Source organism: Serratia grimesii, from assembly GCF_900186025.1.
Classification (GTDB): Bacteria; Pseudomonadota; Gammaproteobacteria; order Enterobacterales; family Enterobacteriaceae; genus Serratia; species Serratia grimesii.
In genome coordinates this window covers 619,226-638,112 of the sequence record NZ_LT883155.1, presented here as the reverse complement: position 1 = coordinate 638,112, position 18,887 = coordinate 619,226, and the positions used below count along the sequence as shown (strand labels likewise).

Sequence of the window (18,887 nt, the reverse complement as noted above, 5' to 3'; positions counted from 1 at the left end):
GGGGAACAGGGTTCCCACGGCGGCAACTGAGATCCTTCTCACCGCACATAACCCTTCGCTTCGCGCAGGGTCAGTAATAGCTATTTGAACACGATCGCCCGAGGCAATTCGCGTTCACAGTCACACTATATGAAATAACACTGTAACAGGCTGGAATTATATGTGAAGAGCATCACAAAATAACGCGATATCGTTCACAAATTCGCTAAAGAAACGGACAAAGACAACGGGCACAGCATTCCTGTGCCCGTCTTAGAGTATAGGCGGAGTCCTGCAATAGGGCATGCGCACTATGGCAGGACAGCCCAGGGTTTACAGCGCCAGGAAGAACCCGGCAATAGTCGCGCTCATCAGGTTGGAGAGCGTCCCCGCCGCCACGGCTTTCAGACCGAAGCGTGCGATGTCGTGACGACGGTTCGGTGCCATGCTGCCCAGACCACCGAGCAGGATCGCTACCGATGACAAGTTGGCAAAACCGCACAGGGCAAAGGAGATAATCGCCTTGGTATGCGTTGAGAGCACTTGCAGCCCATCTGCCGCCACCACATCGTCCGGACGCAGGTAAGCGCCGAAGTTCATATAGGCAACAAATTCATTCACGATAATTTTCTGACCGATAAACGAACCGGCGGTCATCGCTTCATGCCATGGTACACCGATCAGGAAGGCGATCGGTGAGAACACCCAACCCAGTATCAGTTCCAGCGACAGTTGCGGATAGTCGAACCAACCGCCAATACCGCCAAGAATGCCGTTCAACAACGCAATCAATGCGATAAACGCCAACAACATCGCACCGACGTTCAGCGCCAGCTGCATGCCCGAAGCCGCACCGGAAGCCGCTGCATCGATCACGTTAGCCGGGCGGTCTTCTTCTGCGATCAGCTTCGTCGCATCGTCTTTGTCGTGAGTTTTTTCGGTTTCCGGCACCATCAGCTTGGCAAACAGCAGGCCACCCGGTGCGGCCATGAATGAAGCAGCAATCAGGTATTCCAGTGGTACACCCATCTGGGCATAGCCCGCCAGCACCGAACCGGCGACGGAAGCCAGGCCACCACACATTACGGTGAACAACTCAGACTGAGTCATGGTAGCGATATACGGGCGCACCACCAGCGGAGCTTCGGTCTGGCCAACGAAGATGTTGGCGGTTGCAGACAGCGATTCGGTACGTGAAGTGCCCAGCAATTTTTGCACTCCGCCGCCCAGCACGCGGATCACCAGTTGCATGATGCCGAGGTAGTAAAGCACCGCAATCAGCGAGGAGAAGAACACGATCACCGGCAGGACGCGCAGCGCAAAAACGAAGCCGCCGCCGCCAAAGACTTCAAACATCTTGTCGGAAACCAGACCGCCGAAGATAAATGAGATCCCCTGATTACCATAGGCAATCACGTTAGCCACGCCAGCCGACATGCCGCCAAGAATGGCACGGCCTACCGGGACATACAGCACCAGCGCGCCGATGGCGACCTGAAGAACGAATGCCCAGCCAACGGTGCGAAACTTAATCGCACGGCGGTTGCTGGAGAGCAGTACGGCGATGGCGATCAGCACCGCCATGCCGACCAGGCTCATGATGAGTTGCATGCAAAGTATCCCTGTTGCGAAAGAAGAAATGCATCCCTGTCCGGTTATACCGCGAGGGTTGCTTATGAGTGATTTCGGGGTGCGATTATACGGAGCGAGACGATACCCGCACCGATTTATGTCACAAATGTATACAACAGGAAGCAAATGAAAATCTTATAACGTGACGTGCATCACATTTATGATGGGTTTACACCTCAGAGCGTAAACAGGGCGTGAGTGTTGTGTTGCAGATGAGCCGCAATATCGTCGGGAGATTCAGAACGTAGTTGGCATAACACCTTAAAGACCTCAGCAGCACGCTCAGGACGGTTGGGTTGGCCTTGATAACCGGCTAGCGGCATATCTGGCGCATCAGTTTCCAACAACAACGCTGTCAGTGGCAGTTGGGCCATGACGTTGCGGGTTTTCTGCGCCCGCTCATAACTGATGGTGCCCCCAACGCCAATGTAATACCCCAGACGAATAAACGCCTGCGCTTGCGACAAGCTGCCAGCAAAGCCATGCACCACGCCACGACGCGGTACTGGAGTGCGGCGTAGCATCGCAGCCAACTGATCATGGCTACGGCGAGAATGCAGAATCACCGGCAAATCGTATTGTTTAGCCAGCGCCAATTGGGCCGTCAGTACACGCTGCTGTCGTTCAAACTGTAGGTTTTCCATATACAGATCGAGGCCAATTTCCCCCACGGCCACCAGCTTCGGCGGGCGGCTGGCCAGGAATGCCGCCAACTGCTCGAGTTCAGACTCTTGGTGTTGGGCGATATACAACGGGTGTAGACCCAGAGCGGCAAACAGCGGTGGATATTCTCGTGCCAGCTTCAGTACCCGCGCAAAGCGATCGGCGGTCACCGTCGGCACAATGATCCGTTGCACGCCCGCCTGTTCAGCCAGTGCCAGGCTTTCTTGCTCATGACCACTGAACGGCGGGAAATCGAAATGACAGTGGGTGTCGGTGAAGTCGTACATCACAGCAGGCCACCCTCACCCGGTGGCACTTCGCCCGGCAAAATAATGTCCATTGCCGCCAGCTTGGCTTCTGACGGGTTGGCAAGCTCACGCGGGTGGCTGACATCAGTAATAATCGGTGAAGGCATAATGACATTTTCCGGTTGGATCAAACGACGCGACAGCGCCTTTTTCACCTTCATCCCGTCCAGTTTGTCCTGCTCTACCAACCAGTGACCCACGGTCGCCAGGAAGTAACGCCCGCACTTGCGGCCCAAGTGATAGTCCTGATTAAGCGACGTCACACGGCTACCCAAGGCATTACTGGCTAACGGTTTCGGTGGGAAAATCTCAAAGATACGCAGCTTGCCGGGCGGTTTCTCAATAAACTGCTGAATACGGTGATAGCTTTGCTCATGGTGTTGCAGGATGCGCACCATCTGTTGCAGGCTGCTTTCACTCAGCCAATGCTCCATGCGCTTCATCCACTGCGGCGTGTAATACATCTGTGATGGCACGGTGCGGATCACCACAATAGTATCTGCGCCACGGCGATAGGCTTCTTCAACCGGGATCGCGTCACTGATGCCACCATCCTGATAGCTAACGCCGTCCAGCTCCACACCCATACGGTAAAAACCGGGGATAGCGCTGGATGCTTTGATGGCCGGCAGCCAGCTTTCGCGCTGTGCCGGCAGGTAGGTCGGCTCGAAGTCATCACTGCGGCAGGCGCACATCAGGAATTCACGGCCATCAATCAGGCTTTTTTCCGCAACATCCATCGCCAGCGGCAGTTGTTGCGTAGTGGTATCGAGTAACCAGTCAAGATCGATCAGATGCCCGCCGCGCACAAAGCGCAATGGGTTAAAGAATTCAGCGGAAGTGGTGTAGCGGGTGATCACCCGCCGCGCGTAGCCCATCTGGCCACAGATAAAAGCCGAGAGGTTTTGTGCGCCGGCAGAAGTGCCGATCATCAGATCAAAAGGATTAAAGCGGGCACGCTGAAACTCGTCCAGCACGCCGGCGGTAAAAATGCCGCGCTGCCCGCCTCCTTCACATACCAGCGCCATTTTACCGGGCCGGTAAGGTTTATACGCCAGCGGTTCTATATTGCCGAGCGTGATGGGTATTCTGTATCCCAACCCTGCATCCTCAGTGAGACGTTTTACCCGAGGATACCTCGTCTTGCTCTCTTCCGTAATCCTCTTGCAGTACACCAGAGAGGCAATCATTGCTTCCCATCAACCAGATGCAGTCATTGTCGGACCACTCCGCCAATGCCTGACACACCCGGCCCTTCAACTGTTTCCAGCGTCCGAGGATGATGTCGCTATTCATGATTGACCTCCCTGCGGTGAGAAAAGGAATTAAGCTTTGTTACACTTTGAGAGAAAAGCTAAGGACGTCGGCGGCCGGTAAACAGGCTGACCAGGAACAGAATGATGCCCACGACGAAGACGATTTTTGCAGCCCAAGCGGCGGTACCTGCCAAGGTCCCGAAACCTAACGCCGCAGCAATCAGTGCGATAACTAAAAAGATAATGCCCCAACGAAACATAAGCTTCTCCTTACCATAGTGAAAAAACACATCGCAACCTGTGCCCTTCTCAGGCTTTCCCAGGTTGCAGGTCAGTTTCTTTTTTTGATGGTGCATCCTGGGTTAACCTCGCGGTCAACCCAGGATTTGGTGCTTGTTGTTACGTGTTCTAAAAATTTATGGTTTAACAACCAGGTCGTTCTTGACGCTTTTCACGCCGTCGATAGCTTTGGCGATGCTCTCTGCACGCTCAGACTGCGCCTGGGTTTTTACTTCACCGGAAAGCTGCACCACACCGTCGGTGGTTTCCACTTTCACATTACGTGAAGGCACGATGTCATCGGCCAGCAGCTTAGCTTTCAGTTCGCTGGTGGTCGCAGTATCACCGGCATACGCTTTCATGGACTGCTTGCTTTCATCTTTCACGTGCAGCTTGTCGCTGACGGATTTAACGCCTTCAACCTTACCGGCCACTTCTACCGCGTGCTCGGCCTGCGCCTGACTACCGACAAACCCGCTCAGGGTTACGGTACCTTTCTCGGTTTTCACCGAAATATCCGTACTTGTGATGGCTTTGTCATCGACCAGCGCACTTTTAACTTTAGCCGTTGTTGCGCTGTCATCCATGTAGCCGTCGACTTTTTTCATGGAGCTATCGATTTTAGCACCCGCGCTATCAGCGGCACTTGACGCTTTATTGAGCATTGTATCTTCAGCCAGCGCGCTGCCACTAACCAGAACGGAACCCAAAACAACAGCCATCAGTGATTGTGCAAATTTAGTATTTTTCATCGATCTCTTCCTTTGGTTGTGAATCCAAAATGGTGACGGATTCTTCAGCCGCCATAACGCGGCCCACTCAGTAAATACTTCACGATTTCTATACGATCAGACATTCACGTAAAACGATTGTTGCCACACCAGGACCATTGCAACGGCTGTGCCAATTTTAAAATTAACTTAAAAATCAATAACAAAACAAAATAAGCTTACTTTTCAAACTAAAAACTGTCGCCTATTGACGACAACATCAGTCAGTAAAATCGATGTTATAGCTATGTTATTGATATTTATGACATCACACTGTCTCTAATTGGCAACAGTACCGAATAACTCGCTGCGGTTATGAACAAATACAGTGAATTACGCTTACCCGGCTGGCAGTGCCCTGTTAAATATAGACCATATGGCAAAAAAAGCAGGTTGGCCCGAGAAAATGCTGATGGTGATGAGAAAGAGAAAACTGATGAGAGGGATTTACTAATTAGCAGGCTGTGGTGGGGATTCAATAACAGTAGGGCGCCCTAAGGCGCCCTACTGCTCTGTTAGTGCTCGCGCGTTTTGCGGAACACCACTTCAGGATAACGTTCCTGTGTGATATTCAGGTTCACCATGGTTGGTGCGATGTAAGACAGGTTGTCTCCGCCGTCCAATGCCAGGTTGAGCTCACACTTACGTTTAAATTCTTCAAACTTCTTCACGTCGCTGCATTCAACCCAGCGCGCGGTCGATACGTTGACCGACTCGTACAAGGCTTCCACGTTGTATTCGCTTTTCAACCGCGCAACCACCACGTCGAACTGCAGCACACCGACCGCACCAACAATCAAATCGTTGTTGGCAATCGGACGGAAGACCTGTACCGCCCCTTCTTCGGACAGCTGAACCAGGCCTTTCAGCAATTGTTTTTGCTTCAGTGGATCACGCAGGCGAATGCGACGGAACAGTTCCGGTGCGAAGTTCGGAATACCAGTGAACTTCATATCTTCACCCTGGGTGAAGGTATCACCAATCTGAATCGTGCCGTGGTTATGCAGACCAATGATATCGCCCGGATAAGCTTCCTCCACATGCGAACGGTCGCCCGCCATGAAGGTCAATGCATCGGAGATCACCACGTCTTTACCAGTACGCACCTGACGCAGTTTCATGCCTTTTTCATAACGGCCGGAGACTACACGCATAAAGGCAACGCGGTCACGGTGTTTAGGATCCATGTTGGCCTGAATCTTAAAGACAAAACCGGTGAACTTCTCTTCCGCCGCGACCACTTCACGGGTGCTGCTTTGACGTGGCATAGGTGCTGGGGCCCAAGCCACCAGACCGTCAAGCATATGGTCCACACCGAAGTTACCCAGTGCGGTACCGAAGAATACCGGCGTCAAATCACCGCTCAGGAAAGCGTCGTGATCAAACTCGTGAGATGCACCCTGCACCAGCTCCAGCTCTTCACGCAACTGCGCAGCCAGATCTTCACCGACGGCAGCGTCCAGCTCCGGGTTATCCAACCCTTTGACAATACGCACTTCCTGGATGGTGTGACCTTTACCGGTCTGATAGAGGTAGGTTTCATCCTTGTAAAGATGATAAACCCCTTTAAACAGTTTGCCGCAGCCGATAGGCCAAGTGATCGGTGAACAGGCGATTTTCAGCTCACGCTCAACTTCGTCCATCACTTCCATTGGATCGCGGATATCACGGTCCAGTTTGTTCATAAAGGTCAGGATCGGTGTATCGCGCAGACGGGTAACTTCCATCAGTTTACGGGTACGATCCTCAACCCCTTTCGCCGCGTCGATCACCATCAAACAGCAGTCAACAGCGGTCAGGGTACGGTACGTATCTTCGGAGAAGTCTTCGTGCCCTGGGGTATCCAGCAGGTTAACCAGGCATTCGCGATACGGGAACTGCATCACCGAAGTAGTAATGGAGATACCACGTTGTTTTTCCATCTCCATCCAGTCGGATTTGGCATGCTGGTTTGAGCCGCGGCCTTTTACCGTACCAGCGGTCTGGATAGCCTGTCCGAATAACAACACCTTTTCGGTAATGGTTGTTTTACCGGCATCGGGGTGCGAGATGATGGCGAAAGTTCTTCTTTTCGAGACTTCGCGGGCAAATTCACTAGGAGACATGTTTTTCAGATTCTACAGTTAGTCCGCCCTGCGAAAGCACATCAGAACACGCCGATCGTGGCGCCAGGCAAAGCGGTAAATAAAAGATAATAGCCGGGTATTTTCGCTGATTTGTCAACCGGTGACAATCAATGCTTTTCCCAGCGGAGAAGTTAGAAACGCGACACCCGCTAAGCCAGCGGCAGCGCCATCACTATCGCGTCTTCACGCCCATTGGCAGCAGGGTAGTAGTTACGGCGGATGGTCACTTCATTAAAGCCGAGATCTTCGTACAGCGCGATGGCGGCACGGTTAGAGGCACGCACTTCAAGCCACAGCGTAAACACGCCGCGGGGTTCCAATTGTGCAATTAGCGCTTCGAGCAGTTGGCGGCCAAAGCCACGGCGCTGCCAGTCTGGATGAATGGCGATGTTGAACAGCGTGGCTTCATCCAGCACGATCTGGGTAATGGCAAAACCTGCCATCTGCCCGTCAACTTCCAGTTTCAGATTCAGGTAACGATCGCCCTGATTACTGGCAAAGGTAGCTTGTGTCCAGGGAAAGGCGTGGCTGGCTTGCTCAATCTTGAAGGCTGTGGCCAGATCGGCCGCGTTCAGGGTAGAAATAGTGTTCATGATGACAAATCTGCTGCCAGAGTGCGCGTTTGGCACTCGCATCGAGAGAAAGCTCGGCCAGAGCCGGGCTATAGAGCTGCGCGCCGGCCACCGCAAGCGGCTCCGCAACGCCCAACCGCCAACTGTTGCATTCGGTATCCTCAGGCAGCATGGCCACCTGGTCCGGTGTCAGGCCGTAGGTTTGCGCCGGGGTCAATCCCAGGCTACGCAGCACGTCGCAAAATAGCGGATCGTTATGCTCAGGCAAGGTCTGCGCTACGACCAACAAACGCACCTCAGGTGGCAGGCTGACCGCTACTTCGCCCTGCAACACGCCCGGGCGGCGCAATGTCCACTGCGTAATACCCAGTTGTTGTAACAGCCAGTCGCGTTTTGATGCCATGCCGATTCCTGTCAGGATCTACCTGTTGTGGTGCGCCATGCCTGCCATGCGCCGCGCTATGCTAACAAACCCGCACGGCCTGCGCCAACATCCCTTCATCTTTCGTCAACGGCATCGGGTATATAAACCCGTCGAACATATCGCCACAAAGCTCTATAATCCCCGGTCTAATTTCTAGGAGCCAAAACCTGATGTCTGCATTAACCCCCGCCAGTGAAGTTATGCTGCGCCACAGTGATGAGTTTATTGAACGCCGCGTTCTGTTTGCCGGTGACCTGCAGGATACCCTGCCGGCCCAATTCGAGGCCGCGGATGTGCGTGTCCATACCCAACAATACCATCACTGGCAGTTACTGAACCGGGCGATGGGCGACAACGTGCAGTTTGGTCTGACCGTGGACGCCGCGTTCGTCGCCGAGTGCGATACGCTGATCTACTACTGGCCGAAGAGCAAACAGGAAGCGCAATTCCAGTTGTGCAACATTCTGGCGTTACTGCCAGTCGGCGCTGACGTGTTCGTGGTCGGTGAGAACCGCAGCGGCGTACGCAGCGCAGATCAGATGGTGGAAGACAACATCACACTGGTTAAAATCGACAGCGCTCGCCGCTGTGGCCTGTATCACGGTCGTCTGGATACTCAGACCGAGTTCGCACTTGAAGACTGGTGGGAAAGCTATCAATTACACGATCTGGAAGTGAAAACACTGCCGGGCGTGTTCAGCCGTGATGGCTTGGACGTCGGGAGTTCACTGCTGCTGTCTACACTGGATAAACACATGAAAGGCAAAGTGCTGGACGTGGGTTGTGGTGCCGGTGTCATGGCTTCCGTGTTGTCCAAGATGTCACCAAAGATGAAGCTGACCCTCAGCGACGTCAATGCGGCCGCCATTGAATCCAGCCGTGCAACCCTGGCCGCCAACGGCATTGAAGGTGAAGTGATCGTCAGTAACGTCTATTCCGACATTACCGGCCGTTTCGATCTGATTATCTCCAACCCGCCGTTCCATGATGGCCTACAAACCAGCCTGACTGCGGCCGAAACGCTGATCCGCGGTGCGTTAAAACACCTGCCGATTGGTGGTCGTCTGCGCATCGTGGCCAACGCCTTCCTGCCGTATCCGGACATTCTGGACGCCACCTTTGGCAGCCATGAAGTACTGGCACAAAACGGACGCTTCAAGGTTTATCAGGCGACCGTAGCCCGTGCGCCACGCGATACCAAGAAGAAAAAATAAGTCAGATTGCCCGCTCATTCCGGGAATCAGGGCGCAGCGTTCACACGCCGCGCCCTTTTTATTTAGCCGTTAATATACGTCATCGACTCCGCACTGTAGCGGTTGCCCGCGACCGCCTCTGCCGGGAACACAGCCTCAATTGCCGCCAGTTCAGCCTGGCTAAGCGTCAGTTCCGCTGCTGCGATGTTCTCTTCCAGATAACGGCGACGTTTGGTGCCCGGAATCGGCACAATATGCTCGCCCTGTGCCAATACCCAGGCCAACGCCAGCTGCGATGGCGCCACACCTTTTTGTTTCGCCAGCTCGGTCACTTTCGCCACCAAAGCCAGGTTACGGACAAAGTTATCCCCCTGGAAGCGCGGATTGCTGCGGCGGAAATCATCGGCATCCAAATCCTCAGGCCGCTGGATCGCCCCAGTCAGGAAACCTCTCCCCAGCGGACTGTAAGGAACGAAACCGATGCCCAGACGCTCGCAGGCCGCCAATACGCCTTGCTCGGCATCACGCGTCCACAGTGAATACTCGGTTTGCAACGCGGTGATCGGATGCACCTTGTGCGCGCGCTCAAGCGTAGTAACCGAAGCTTCGCTAAGCCCAATGTGACGGATCTTCCCTTCACGGATCAGATCCGCCATGGTGCCCACGACATCCTCAATGGGCACCTGCGGATCGACTCGGTGCTGGTAATAAAGGTCAATTTCATCGACCCCCAACCGCTTCAGACTGCCTTCAACCGAACGACGAATGTATTCCGGCCTGCTGCTGACGCCGCGTGCGGCAGGATCGGTGGGATCGCGCAGGATGCCGAACTTCGTCGCTAAAAATACCTGCTGCCGTTTGCCCTTGATCGCCTGCCCCACCAGTTGCTCGTTCGTGTGTGGGCCGTACATGTCGGCGGTATCCAGCAGTGTGACCCCCAGCTCCAATGCCCGGTGCAGTGTGGCGATGGCCTCTTTTTCGTCCTGCGCCGTCGAATAGAAATCACTCATCCCCATGCAGCCCAAGCCCAGAGCAGAAACAGTCGGGCCATTGGGGCCTAATTGACGTTGTTGCATTGTGTTGCCCTCATACCGTGGATTGATATCGCAACAAAGTCTGGTTGTTTACCCTGCAAAGATAAATAATGCGGATTGCTCATCACTGTTCATAAATCGCTAACAATACGGAGAAGCCGATGGATCAGATCCAGGCCATGCGCATTTTCACCCGTATCGTCGAATTGGGCAGCTTCAGTCGGGCGGCCGAGCGTCTGCAATTGCCACGAGCCACGGTCAGTAATGCGCTCAAGCGATTGGAACAACGCCTCGGCGTGCGCCTGCTGATCCGCACAACCCGTCAGGTACAAGTGACCAGCGAAGGCACGCTTTATTACCAACGCTGTGTGCAGTTGCTGGGGGCATTGGAAGAGGCGGACACTCTGTTTAGCCACCATAAGCTCAAGCCATCCGGCAATATACGCATTGATATGCCCCACTCGTTGGCACGGGAAATCGTTATTCCGGCATTGGGCGACTTTTATCAGCGCTATCCAGAACTCACTCTGTCGCTGGGAGCCAACGACACCCATGTAGACTTACTGCGTGAGGGTGTGGATTGCGTACTGCGCGCCTGGGAAACCGAGGACGACAGCCTGGTGGCACGTCGCATTGCCATGATGCCGCAGTTAACCTGTGCGTCTCCCGGCTATCTGGCGACGTTTGGCGTGCCGCAGTCGATTGATCAATTACAACAGCATCAGGCCGTGGGCTACTTTTCCCTCAACAGCAACCGTAATTACCCCTTGGAGTTTTGTCGTAATGGCAAAGTGGAACTACGCGAACTACCCACCCGGCTAAACGTCAGTGGCGCTGATGCCTACACCAGCGGTTGTCGCGCCGGCCTGGGACTCATACAAGCGTCTCGTTATTCGTTGGCACCTTGGCTGCAAAAGGGGGAATTAGTGGAAGTATTGGCGGAAACACCGCCCCCGCCGATGCCCATTTACATCATGTATCCTCCCGGTCGTTTCCTTGCGCCACGGGTCAGGGTGTTGATTGACTGGCTGATTTGGCTGTTTGCGAACGACAAAAGCAGTGATATGGCTATATTTCCAGCAAACGCCAGCAAACAGGGGAAATAACTATTGACGTACCCGCCAAAATCTCTAGAATTCGCCTCCGTGGTAGCGTTACTCCGGTAATGTTTCTGGTATGCGAAGGTGGCGGAATTGGTAGACGCGCTAGCTTCAGGTGTTAGTGTCCTTACGGACGTGAGGGTTCAAGTCCCTCTCTTCGCACCAAATAACCACATGATTTATATTGCACAGCATCAATGCGAAGGTGGCGGAATTGGTAGACGCGCTAGCTTCAGGTGTTAGTGTTCTTACGGACGTGAGGGTTCAAGTCCCTCTCTTCGCACCAAGCTGGTGATATAAATCGAAAGCAAAATGACAGTATCGACTGTGCGAAGGTGGCGGAATTGGTAGACGCGCTAGCTTCAGGTGTTAGTGTTCTTACGGACGTGAGGGTTCAAGTCCCTCTCTTCGCACCAATCGATAACTCTCTCCGGTAACATCCCCAAAGAAACTCCCCATTGAAACGATAAAGAACACGCGAAAGCGTGGTTTTGCGTTTTCAGCCCAGGTTGAAGTTCAAACCGATTGCCGCCAAGCCCCCTGCCAACGCCATGCAAGACGGCAGCAGCAAGTAGTGACGCCAGCGACTGTTAAACAACATCACCAATGTGGCCAGCATCGCGATCACAATGAGTGTACGCAGTTGCATCATATCCAGGTTGATCAATGCCAGTAACGGCATTAGAGCGCATGGCAGCAAAACGCCCCAGGCGCTGGCCAGACGGTTGCCCAGGCACCAACTGACGCCCCACAACCCACACGCGGTAATCATGGCTGCAATCATGATAACCCTACCTTTCAAGTGATAATGATAACCAATATCATATAACACTTTTTTTCACTGCGCATCATTTTCACCCCGACGACCAAACGCGGATGACACAACGGTGGAAAAATGATAGTTTGCCATAAGAAAATTCTTAGTCTTATTCGCATGTTAATAATCACAATCAACAACCATACAATGCGGGTGTTTAATTCATACCGGAAGAATTTTTCGCAACCTTAATTTTTCGACAGATCGATATTGTAAAGAGTGAATCCCGTATGAACGCGCGTTCTTATCAGGAACTGCTGAACAGCAAGCACCGCTTATCATTATTTTTATTTTTGTTGATGAACACTGCGTCTTCCTTATTTACATTATTGGTCCCATTTAAAGATAAACCTGCTTTTACCCTACCGTTATTAGGTATACCGCTATTTTGTCTGGTAGCACTGTTATTTACCTTGCAGTCTCCACGGTTATACGTCAGAAAATTGAATCTATTTTCCTTTGTTATCGGCCTGCTGTGGGCGGCACATATTTACCTTAAAAGTCAGTACTGTGCGCCGAACAACCAAAGTTTTCTATTAATTAGTCTGTTCAGTATGTTTTTTATAAGTGCTATTGCCCTAACGGACAACTTTATCGCTTTCTGTCTGCATGCCGTGCCTTCTGCATTGGTCATTCTATTTTTGGATGGTATGCACAATACGATGCGGATCGTATTCACCACGGTATTGCCGATTATCGCTTTCTCTATCCACCACCTGATGCTCAAACGCAGTGAGCTCTTTACCCAAGCACTGGTGGCTAATCTGTATAACGAACGTGACAGGTTTAGCAATTTAAGCATGATCGATCCGCTAACCGGGCTTTATAACCGCCGTGGCCTGGAAAATAAAATCAATATGCTAACGGCTCCCCCGTCCGGCTGTCATTTCGTGGTGTTACTCGATATTGACCATTTCAAAGCCTATAACGATAACTATGGTCATACCATGGGCGACCAAGCGCTGGTGCAGGTAGCCATCGCTATCCGGGATTCGGTACGTTCACGTGATATTGTGGTGCGCTACGGTGGGGAAGAGTTTTTGGTGCTGCTGACCAACGTGAGTGAAGATTACGCAACTCAGCTGGCTGAACAAGTGCGGCAACGTGTGCAGGAATTAAAAATCCCTCACCGGTTTAACCAATTAGAAGTCACCACAGTCACGCTCAGCGCCGGGATCTCCGCGTTGGACAAACTGGATGTATCGTCGGCTATTCGTGCAGCAGACGCTGCGTTATATCACGCGAAAAACAGCGGTCGTAATAATATTCAGTTGGCGCAAAACACGCAGCCCGCCGCTGTCTGAGCCGGCGGGCGATAAAATTAGCGGCGACGTTGCTGCAAGCCGTAAACAAATACCACGGCAAAGCACAACAGCGGCAACAGATACGACCACGCTGTACTGTAGCGATCCGCCAGCGCCCCCATAAAGTAAGGCATGATGGCTCCCCCGACGATCGCCATGATCATAAAGGAACTGGCACGCTTGGTGTGTTTGCCCATGTTTTTCACACCCAGGGCAAAAATGGTTGGGAACATAATCGACATAAAGAAGAACACGGCGATTAACGCCACCACCGAAACCCCCTCTATGCTGAGCATCACTACGCCGCACAACACAATGTTAATCAGCGAGTAAAACATCAACAACGTGGCAGGTTTGATTCTGCCCATCAGCCAGGTACTGAAGAAGCGCCCCACCATAAAGCAAATCATGGCGATAGAAAGCAAGTAGGACGCGCTTTGGTTGGAAACATCGCGCCAGTGTTCGGTAGCATAGTTAATAAAGAACGCGCCAACCCCAACCTGAGCCGCCACATAGAAGAACTGGGTAATCACCCCGCCGACAAAGTGTTTGTGTTGCCACAGCCCTTGAGCGATTTCACCGTGCTCAGGCTGTTCTTCTTCACGGATATCCGGCAGCCGAGTACGACTGAACAAAAAGGCAATCAACAGCACCAACACGGCGATCGCCACGTAGGTCATCTTCACTGCACTCTGGTCACCGCTACTGGTGCCCTGGGTGGCGGAGAAAAACAGCGTACCGCCAATCATCGGACCGATAAACTGCCCCAGACCGTTAAACGACTGGGAAAGATTCAGTCGCCGTTCAGCGCCCTGCGCGTCCCCCAACACCGTTGCATAGGGGTTAGCAGCCGTTTCCAAGCACCCCAACCCACAGGCAATGACAAACAGCGCGAACAGGAACATACCGAAGCTGTTCGCCGACGCGGCGGGCACAAACAGCAATGCCCCCAGCGCATACAAACACAGTCCTATCAGGATACCGGCCTTGTAGCCTTTTTTATCCATAAAATAGCCGGCAGGCAGCGCCACCAGGAAATAGGCACCGAAATACGCGGCCTGTAATAATCCTGATTGCGCCTTGGTAACGTGCAACGTTTCTTGAAAATGTTTATTCAATACGTCTAACAGGCCATACGACAGTCCCCACATAAAGAACAGACTGGTGACCAAGATAAACGCCCAACGCAGATTGGCAGTCGCCCTGGCGCCCGCCTGAGGTGGGGCCACAGTTTTTTCAGCAAGCATTGATATATCCTCGGTAGGGTAAGTTATTGTTGTTTCAAAGAGAATATCCGCTCCATCACCACCCATTTATCGCCCTGCGGCGTCCAGGGGGTGGCGACCTGGTAGTGCCACATCAGGGCTTCCCAGCGCTGCACGTGGGGATTGCTCAGGCTGGCGGCATCAAACCGCACAGCATCGAACTCGGCACTGACGTCAACGATCATGAACAGCCGGGTACCCAGCCGATAAATCTCCATATCCAGGATGCCGTGCTCACGCAGATGAGCAGCAATTTCTGGCCAGATCTGCTGGTGATAACTCAGGTATTCCTCGATTAGCGCCGGTGAATCGACCAAGTCGAGCGCCTGGCAAAAGCGCTGCCCCGTCCCGCCGTTCATGTAATCGCCCGATCAAGATGCAGGTAACCGCCGTCCACCGACAGCCATTGCCCGGTGGTGTGTGACGACCGCGATGAGATCAAAAACACCGCGGTATTGGCAATTTCCTGCGGTGTGGTCATCCGTTGTTCTAAAGGAATACGCGCGGTGATCGCGGCCAGTTGCTGTTCAGGCTGCGCGAAGGTATTAATCCAGCGCTGATACTGTGGCGTGATCACTTCTGCCGGTACCACCGCATTCACCCGTACACCTTCATGGCGCAGCGATACCGCCCATTCGCGTGTCAACGCCAGCACCGCACCTTTGGCGGCGGTATAGCCGCTGGTGCCACCCTGCCCACTGAGTGCAGTCTTGGACGCAATGTTAACGATGGCCCCTTTACTCTTTTGCAAGGCTTGCTGGCACAGGTGCGCCATCAAGTAGTAATGAATCAGGTTTTTCTCCAGCGATCCGACAAAGGCTTCACGCCCGGCATCCAACCCTACGCCATCGTTAACACCCGCGTTATTGACCACTGCATCGATACGACCAAAGGTTTCCTGCGTCTGTGCCACTGCCCGCCGACACTCTTGTTCTGCACACAAATCGGTGATGATCACCGTGCTCTGTGGCTGCAAGCGATGCAGCTGCGCCAGAAACTCGGTCTCTGGCATGGCGTTAGTGACAATCACCGGGATTGCCCCTTCTTCCGCCAACAGCTGTGAGATGGCTGCGCCGATGCCAGAACCACCACCGGTAACAATCACCACCTTATCTTTCAGATACAGATCCATAACCAGACTCCGTTAACCCATAAATTCGGCAGGCAGTGCCGCCCCAAATCTCCGCCTGCTGCGAAGGACTCAGCGAGGCGATCGCCTGCTCACTCAGTTGATAAACCTGGCTGTACTCACCCGCCAGCAGGCACACTGGCCAGTCAGACCCGAACATCAGTCGCTGTGGGCCGAATGCCTCCAGCGCCGCCTCAATAAACGGTAACAACTGAGACGTTTGCCACTGCCCATTGGGCACTTCAGTGATCAACCCGGACAGTTTGCAAACCACATGCCCTAACGCCGCCAGCGGTTTGATTTGCTGCGCCCAGTGTTCGGCCCCCTGCGCGATATCCGGTTTGCCGAGATGATCCAGCACCAACCAATAATCGTCGTGCTCAGCAGCAAACTGTGCTGCCGCGGCCAAATGCCGGTGGGTGACTAAAATGTCGTAGGTATAACCCTGTCGCTGCAACGCCTGCATGCCACGTCGCACTTCTGAACGTGCCAACCAGGCGCCCGGCTCTGGTTCGTCCTGCACTTGATGACGCAAACCCCGCAGCAAAGGTTGTTGGCGCAGCTCATCAAGCCGCTGCGCCAGTTGCGGTGCGGTAATGTCCAGCCAACCCACCACGCCACATACGCCCCTGCTCTGCTGTACCTGCGTCAGTAGCATCTGGGTTTCCTGCTCGCAGTGGCGGGCCTGCACCACCAGCGCACCGTCAAAACCGTGGCATTTCAGCAAGGGAGCCAGTTCTGCCGGGCCAAAATCTTGCCGTAGTACCGCCATCTGTTCGCTGATCCACGGATAGCGTTGCGGATGGTAATGCCAGTAATGTTGATGGGCGTCGATACGCAGCATGGGCTGTTTCCCGTTCAACCGCGGAACCGATACTGTTCGAGCGACGATGCATGCATTTCGATCGAATAACCGGGATTGAGCGGTGGCATGTAGGCCGCTCCCTTGATGTCACAAGGGTGGACAAAATGTTCATGCAGATGATCGACGTATTCAATGACCCGACCGTCGTGGGTACCGGCAATGCACAGGTAATCAATCATCGACAGATGCTGGACGTATTCGCACAGACCTACACCGCCCGCATGCGGGCATACCGGCAGGTTGTATTTGGCGGCCATCAACATCACTGCCAAGACTTCATTAACGCCGCCAAGACGACACGCGTCGATCTGCACCACATCAATCGCTTCACGCATGATGAACTGCTTGAACAGGATACGGTTTTGACACATCTCGCCGGTGGCAACCTTAACCGGGTAAACGCCCTCGCGGATGCGGCGGTGTCCTTCCACATCGTCCGGACTGGTAGGCTCTTCGATAAACCAGGGTTTGGCGAATGCCAGATGTTTCACCCAGGGAATGGCGTCGTTAACTTCCCATACCTGGTTCGCATCAATCATCAGTTGACGATCAGGACCGATGACCTCGCGAGCGATACGCACCCGACGGATATCGTCTTCCAGATCGCGACCCACCTTGAGCTTCAGATAGGAGAAACCCGCGTCGACCGCTTCCTGACACAACCGACGCAGTTTGTCGTCCGGGTAACCCAACCAGCCAGCGGACGTGGTGTAACAGGGGTAACCCTCTTCCAGTAGGCGCTCCAGACGCTGTGCTTTGCCTTCTGCCCGCTGTTTGAGCAAGCTGAGTGCCTCTTGCGGTGTAATGCAGTCGGTGATGTAACGAAAATCGATACAACGTACCAGTTCCTCTGGCGTCATCTCTGCCACCAGTCGCCACACTGGCTTACCCATTGCTTTGGCCCACATATCCCATACCGCATTGATCACGGCGCCGGTCGCCAGGTGAATCGCGCCCTTGTCTGGCCCAATCCAACGTAACTGGCTGTCGCCGGTGAAGCGCCGCCAGAAGGCCCCCATATCGGCAGTGATCTCCTCGAGTCGAACCCCGACGATCTGGTGCTCCAGTGCCCGGATCGCCGCGCAGCAGATCTCATTGCCACGGCCGATGGTAAAGGTCAGCCCGTGGCCGGTGAGATCTTCGCGGTCGGTCTCCAGGATCACATAAGCGGCAGAGTAGTCTGGATCCGGGTTCATCGCGTCGGAACCGTCCAGCGCCAGCGAGGTCGGGAAGCGAATATCTTCAACCCGCAGTGCGGTAATCGTCGTCATGGCAATGCTCCTCATCAGGCTTGTACGGTTATTTGACGCTGTTCACCCAGTCCTTCAATGCCCAAACGCATTGTCTGTCCGGCCTTCAGGTAGATTGGCTGCGGTTTCTGTCCCATGCCGACGCCCGGCGGTGTGCCGGTGGAGATCACATCGCCCGGTTGCAGACTCATGAAACGACTCAGATAGCTGATGATGTGCGGAATGCGGAAGATCATGGTGCTGGTGTTGCCGTCCTGATAGCGTTTGCCGTCCACTTCCAGCCACAGATTCAGGCTGTGGGGATCGGCGATTTCGTCGGCCGTGACCAGCCAGGGGCCTGTCGGGCCAAAAGTATCGCACCCTTTGCCTTTGTCCCAGGTGCCACCGCGTTCGATCTGGAATTCACGCTCGGAGACGTCGTTAATCACGCAGTAACCGGCGACGTGACGCATTGCATCCTGCTCGCTGATATAACGTCCGCCCTGACCAATGATCACCCCTAGTTCCACTTCCCAGTCGGTCTTGACCGAGTCACGTGGGATCTGCACCTCGTCGTTCGGCCCGACCACCGCGCTGGTCCACTTGCTGAACACCACGGGTTCAGGCGGGATCGCTGCGCCGGTTTCCGCTGCGTGATCGGCGTAATTCAGACCAATGCAGATAAATTTGCCGATACTGCCGACGCAAGGGCCAAGCCGCGGCTGGCCCTGCACCAACGGCAGACTGGCGATATCCAGCGCGCGCAGTTGATCCAATGCGGCGGGCAACAGTGCGTCACCACTCAGATCGGCGATATGCTGCGAAAGGTCACGGATTTGACCGTTATCATCGAGAATTCCGGGGCGTTCTTGCCCAGGTGCGCCATAGCGTAAAAGTTTCATGCAGTCCTCTCTGAAAAAGTATGTCGGAGGAAGGGATCAG

General features: G+C 53.9%; 20 protein-coding genes and 3 tRNA genes. 6 read left to right on the top strand and 17 right to left on the bottom strand.

Features of this window, described 5'->3' with window-relative positions:
- Positions 1 to 312: 312 nt before the first annotated feature.
- From SGBXF1_RS02990 to SGBXF1_RS02950, 9 genes are all read right to left on the bottom strand, one after another.
- Entirely contained in the window at positions 313 to 1,590 is a 1,278-nt protein-coding gene (locus SGBXF1_RS02990) for a NupC/NupG family nucleoside CNT transporter (protein ID WP_037424132.1), read from the bottom strand.
- A gap of 197 nt (positions 1,591 to 1,787) precedes the next feature.
- Positions 1,788 to 2,564, bottom strand: coding sequence for a TatD family hydrolase (locus tag SGBXF1_RS02985; protein ID WP_186427797.1), 777 nt, complete (start codon positions 2,562 to 2,564; stop codon positions 1,788 to 1,790).
- Complete coding sequence (locus SGBXF1_RS02980; protein ID WP_037424137.1) at positions 2,561 to 3,682, bottom strand: patatin-like phospholipase family protein; 1,122 nt, start codon at positions 3,680 to 3,682, stop codon at positions 2,561 to 2,563. Before SGBXF1_RS02980 ends, SGBXF1_RS02985 begins: the two co-directional genes overlap by 4 nt.
- Positions 3,683 to 3,692: 10 nt before the next feature.
- Positions 3,693 to 3,878: a CsbD family protein gene (locus SGBXF1_RS02975; RefSeq protein WP_037424142.1), complete on the bottom strand. Its 186-nt coding sequence runs from the start codon at positions 3,876 to 3,878 to the stop codon at positions 3,693 to 3,695.
- A 58-nt stretch (positions 3,879 to 3,936) separates the two neighbouring features.
- Positions 3,937 to 4,098 carry a DUF1328 domain-containing protein gene (locus tag SGBXF1_RS02970; RefSeq protein ID WP_004955572.1) on the bottom strand — a complete coding sequence of 54 codons (162 nt, stop codon included), beginning with the start codon at positions 4,096 to 4,098 and terminating at the stop codon, positions 3,937 to 3,939.
- Positions 4,099 to 4,254: 156 nt separating this feature from the next.
- Complete coding sequence (gene osmY, locus SGBXF1_RS02965) at positions 4,255 to 4,869, bottom strand: molecular chaperone OsmY (protein WP_061807403.1); 615 nt, start codon at positions 4,867 to 4,869, stop codon at positions 4,255 to 4,257.
- A 533-nt stretch (positions 4,870 to 5,402) separates the two neighbouring features.
- On the bottom strand, positions 5,403 to 6,992 hold the full coding sequence (gene prfC / locus SGBXF1_RS02960; protein WP_037424147.1) for a peptide chain release factor 3: 1,590 nt from the start codon (positions 6,990 to 6,992) through the stop codon (positions 5,403 to 5,405).
- 170 nt (positions 6,993 to 7,162) lie between these two features.
- A complete protein-coding gene (gene rimI / locus SGBXF1_RS02955; RefSeq protein WP_037424153.1) occupies positions 7,163 to 7,606 on the bottom strand; it encodes a ribosomal protein S18-alanine N-acetyltransferase in 444 nt (147 codons plus the stop codon).
- On the bottom strand, positions 7,551 to 7,988 hold the full coding sequence (locus tag SGBXF1_RS02950) for a DNA polymerase III subunit psi (protein WP_037424156.1): 438 nt from the start codon (positions 7,986 to 7,988) through the stop codon (positions 7,551 to 7,553). The genes rimI and SGBXF1_RS02950 overlap by 56 nt, the downstream gene beginning before the upstream one ends.
- A gap of 191 nt (positions 7,989 to 8,179) precedes the next feature.
- On the opposite strand from SGBXF1_RS02950, the gene rsmC reads away from it, so the two are divergent.
- On the top strand, positions 8,180 to 9,223 hold the full coding sequence (gene rsmC, locus SGBXF1_RS02945) for a 16S rRNA (guanine(1207)-N(2))-methyltransferase RsmC (RefSeq protein ID WP_061807404.1): 1,044 nt from the start codon (positions 8,180 to 8,182) through the stop codon (positions 9,221 to 9,223).
- A 62-nt stretch (positions 9,224 to 9,285) separates the two neighbouring features.
- Here the strand turns inward: rsmC and SGBXF1_RS02940 are convergent, their stop codons facing one another.
- Entirely contained in the window at positions 9,286 to 10,278 is a 993-nt protein-coding gene (locus SGBXF1_RS02940) for an aldo/keto reductase (protein ID WP_186427796.1), read from the bottom strand.
- A gap of 119 nt (positions 10,279 to 10,397) precedes the next feature.
- Between SGBXF1_RS02940 and SGBXF1_RS02935 the strand changes: the two genes are divergently transcribed.
- From SGBXF1_RS02935 to SGBXF1_RS02920, 4 genes are all read left to right on the top strand, one after another.
- Positions 10,398 to 11,342, top strand: coding sequence for a LysR family transcriptional regulator (locus SGBXF1_RS02935; protein WP_186427795.1), 945 nt, complete (start codon positions 10,398 to 10,400; stop codon positions 11,340 to 11,342).
- A gap of 72 nt (positions 11,343 to 11,414) precedes the next feature.
- Positions 11,415 to 11,501: transfer RNA gene (locus tag SGBXF1_RS02930), tRNA-Leu, on the top strand.
- 34 nt (positions 11,502 to 11,535) lie between these two features.
- Positions 11,536 to 11,622: transfer RNA gene (locus SGBXF1_RS02925), tRNA-Leu, on the top strand.
- Between the two features lie 43 nt (positions 11,623 to 11,665).
- A tRNA-Leu gene (locus SGBXF1_RS02920) sits at positions 11,666 to 11,752 on the top strand.
- 83 nt (positions 11,753 to 11,835) lie between these two features.
- Here the strand turns inward: SGBXF1_RS02920 and SGBXF1_RS02915 are convergent.
- The gene (locus SGBXF1_RS02915; RefSeq protein ID WP_037424165.1) at positions 11,836 to 12,120 is read right to left on the bottom strand and encodes a DUF1435 domain-containing protein; all 285 of its coding nucleotides are present in this window, start codon (positions 12,118 to 12,120) and stop codon (positions 11,836 to 11,838) included.
- A 263-nt stretch (positions 12,121 to 12,383) separates the two neighbouring features.
- On the opposite strand from SGBXF1_RS02915, the gene SGBXF1_RS02910 reads away from it, so the two are divergent.
- Complete coding sequence (locus tag SGBXF1_RS02910; RefSeq protein ID WP_061807407.1) at positions 12,384 to 13,457, top strand: GGDEF domain-containing protein; 1,074 nt, start codon at positions 12,384 to 12,386, stop codon at positions 13,455 to 13,457.
- Positions 13,458 to 13,474: 17 nt separating this feature from the next.
- Here SGBXF1_RS02910 and fucP read toward each other — a convergent pair whose 3' ends face one another.
- The 6 genes from fucP to SGBXF1_RS02880 are packed head-to-tail and all read right to left on the bottom strand — an operon-like array spanning position 13,475 to position 18,847.
- Positions 13,475 to 14,704, bottom strand: coding sequence for an L-fucose:H+ symporter permease (gene fucP, locus SGBXF1_RS02905; RefSeq protein WP_037424167.1), 1,230 nt, complete (start codon positions 14,702 to 14,704; stop codon positions 13,475 to 13,477).
- A gap of 23 nt (positions 14,705 to 14,727) precedes the next feature.
- Positions 14,728 to 15,081 carry an L-rhamnose mutarotase gene (locus SGBXF1_RS02900; RefSeq protein ID WP_186427794.1) on the bottom strand — a complete coding sequence of 118 codons (354 nt, stop codon included), beginning with the start codon at positions 15,079 to 15,081 and terminating at the stop codon, positions 14,728 to 14,730.
- Positions 15,078 to 15,854 (bottom strand): L-fucose dehydrogenase, encoded by a 777-nt coding sequence (locus SGBXF1_RS02895; protein ID WP_186427793.1) that lies wholly within the window; start codon positions 15,852 to 15,854, stop codon positions 15,078 to 15,080. Before SGBXF1_RS02895 ends, SGBXF1_RS02900 begins: the two co-directional genes overlap by 4 nt.
- On the bottom strand, positions 15,832 to 16,695 hold the full coding sequence (locus SGBXF1_RS02890; RefSeq protein ID WP_186427792.1) for an amidohydrolase family protein: 864 nt from the start codon (positions 16,693 to 16,695) through the stop codon (positions 15,832 to 15,834). The genes SGBXF1_RS02895 and SGBXF1_RS02890 overlap by 23 nt, the downstream gene beginning before the upstream one ends.
- A 14-nt stretch (positions 16,696 to 16,709) precedes the next feature.
- Positions 16,710 to 17,987 carry an L-fuconate dehydratase gene (locus tag SGBXF1_RS02885; protein WP_037424178.1) on the bottom strand — a complete coding sequence of 426 codons (1,278 nt, stop codon included), beginning with the start codon at positions 17,985 to 17,987 and terminating at the stop codon, positions 16,710 to 16,712.
- A 14-nt stretch (positions 17,988 to 18,001) separates the two neighbouring features.
- The gene (locus tag SGBXF1_RS02880) at positions 18,002 to 18,847 is read right to left on the bottom strand and encodes a fumarylacetoacetate hydrolase family protein (protein ID WP_186427791.1); all 846 of its coding nucleotides are present in this window, start codon (positions 18,845 to 18,847) and stop codon (positions 18,002 to 18,004) included.
- Positions 18,848 to 18,887 lie beyond the last annotated feature (40 nt).

Bases quoted from the DNA above. Each gene is read 5' to 3' on its own strand.
- SGBXF1_RS02990 (WP_037424132.1), bottom strand. From the start codon at position 1,590: ATGCAACTCATCATGAGCCTGGTCGGCATGGCGGTGCTGATCGCCATC.
- SGBXF1_RS02975 (WP_037424142.1), bottom strand. From the start codon at position 3,878: ATGAATAGCGACATCATCCTCGGACGCTGGAAACAGTTGAAGGGCCGG.
- SGBXF1_RS02970 (WP_004955572.1), bottom strand. From the start codon at position 4,098: ATGTTTCGTTGGGGCATTATCTTTTTAGTTATCGCACTGATTGCTGCG.
- osmY (WP_061807403.1), bottom strand. From the start codon at position 4,869: ATGAAAAATACTAAATTTGCACAATCACTGATGGCTGTTGTTTTGGGT.
- prfC (WP_037424147.1), bottom strand. From the start codon at position 6,992: ATGTCTCCTAGTGAATTTGCCCGCGAAGTCTCGAAAAGAAGAACTTTC.
- rimI (WP_037424153.1), bottom strand. From the start codon at position 7,606: ATGAACACTATTTCTACCCTGAACGCGGCCGATCTGGCCACAGCCTTC.
- SGBXF1_RS02950 (WP_037424156.1), bottom strand. From the start codon at position 7,988: ATGGCATCAAAACGCGACTGGCTGTTACAACAACTGGGTATTACGCAG.
- rsmC (WP_061807404.1), top strand. From the start codon at position 8,180: ATGTCTGCATTAACCCCCGCCAGTGAAGTTATGCTGCGCCACAGTGAT.
- SGBXF1_RS02940 (WP_186427796.1), bottom strand. From the start codon at position 10,278: ATGCAACAACGTCAATTAGGCCCCAATGGCCCGACTGTTTCTGCTCTG.
- SGBXF1_RS02935 (WP_186427795.1), top strand. From the start codon at position 10,398: ATGGATCAGATCCAGGCCATGCGCATTTTCACCCGTATCGTCGAATTG.
- SGBXF1_RS02915 (WP_037424165.1), bottom strand. From the start codon at position 12,120: ATGATTGCAGCCATGATTACCGCGTGTGGGTTGTGGGGCGTCAGTTGG.
- SGBXF1_RS02910 (WP_061807407.1), top strand. From the start codon at position 12,384: ATGAACGCGCGTTCTTATCAGGAACTGCTGAACAGCAAGCACCGCTTA.
- fucP (WP_037424167.1), bottom strand. From the start codon at position 14,704: ATGCTTGCTGAAAAAACTGTGGCCCCACCTCAGGCGGGCGCCAGGGCG.
- SGBXF1_RS02900 (WP_186427794.1), bottom strand. From the start codon at position 15,081: ATGAACGGCGGGACGGGGCAGCGCTTTTGCCAGGCGCTCGACTTGGTC.
- SGBXF1_RS02895 (WP_186427793.1), bottom strand. From the start codon at position 15,854: ATGGATCTGTATCTGAAAGATAAGGTGGTGATTGTTACCGGTGGTGGT.
- SGBXF1_RS02890 (WP_186427792.1), bottom strand. From the start codon at position 16,695: ATGCTGCGTATCGACGCCCATCAACATTACTGGCATTACCATCCGCAA.
- SGBXF1_RS02885 (WP_037424178.1), bottom strand. From the start codon at position 17,987: ATGACGACGATTACCGCACTGCGGGTTGAAGATATTCGCTTCCCGACC.
- SGBXF1_RS02880 (WP_186427791.1), bottom strand. From the start codon at position 18,847: ATGAAACTTTTACGCTATGGCGCACCTGGGCAAGAACGCCCCGGAATT.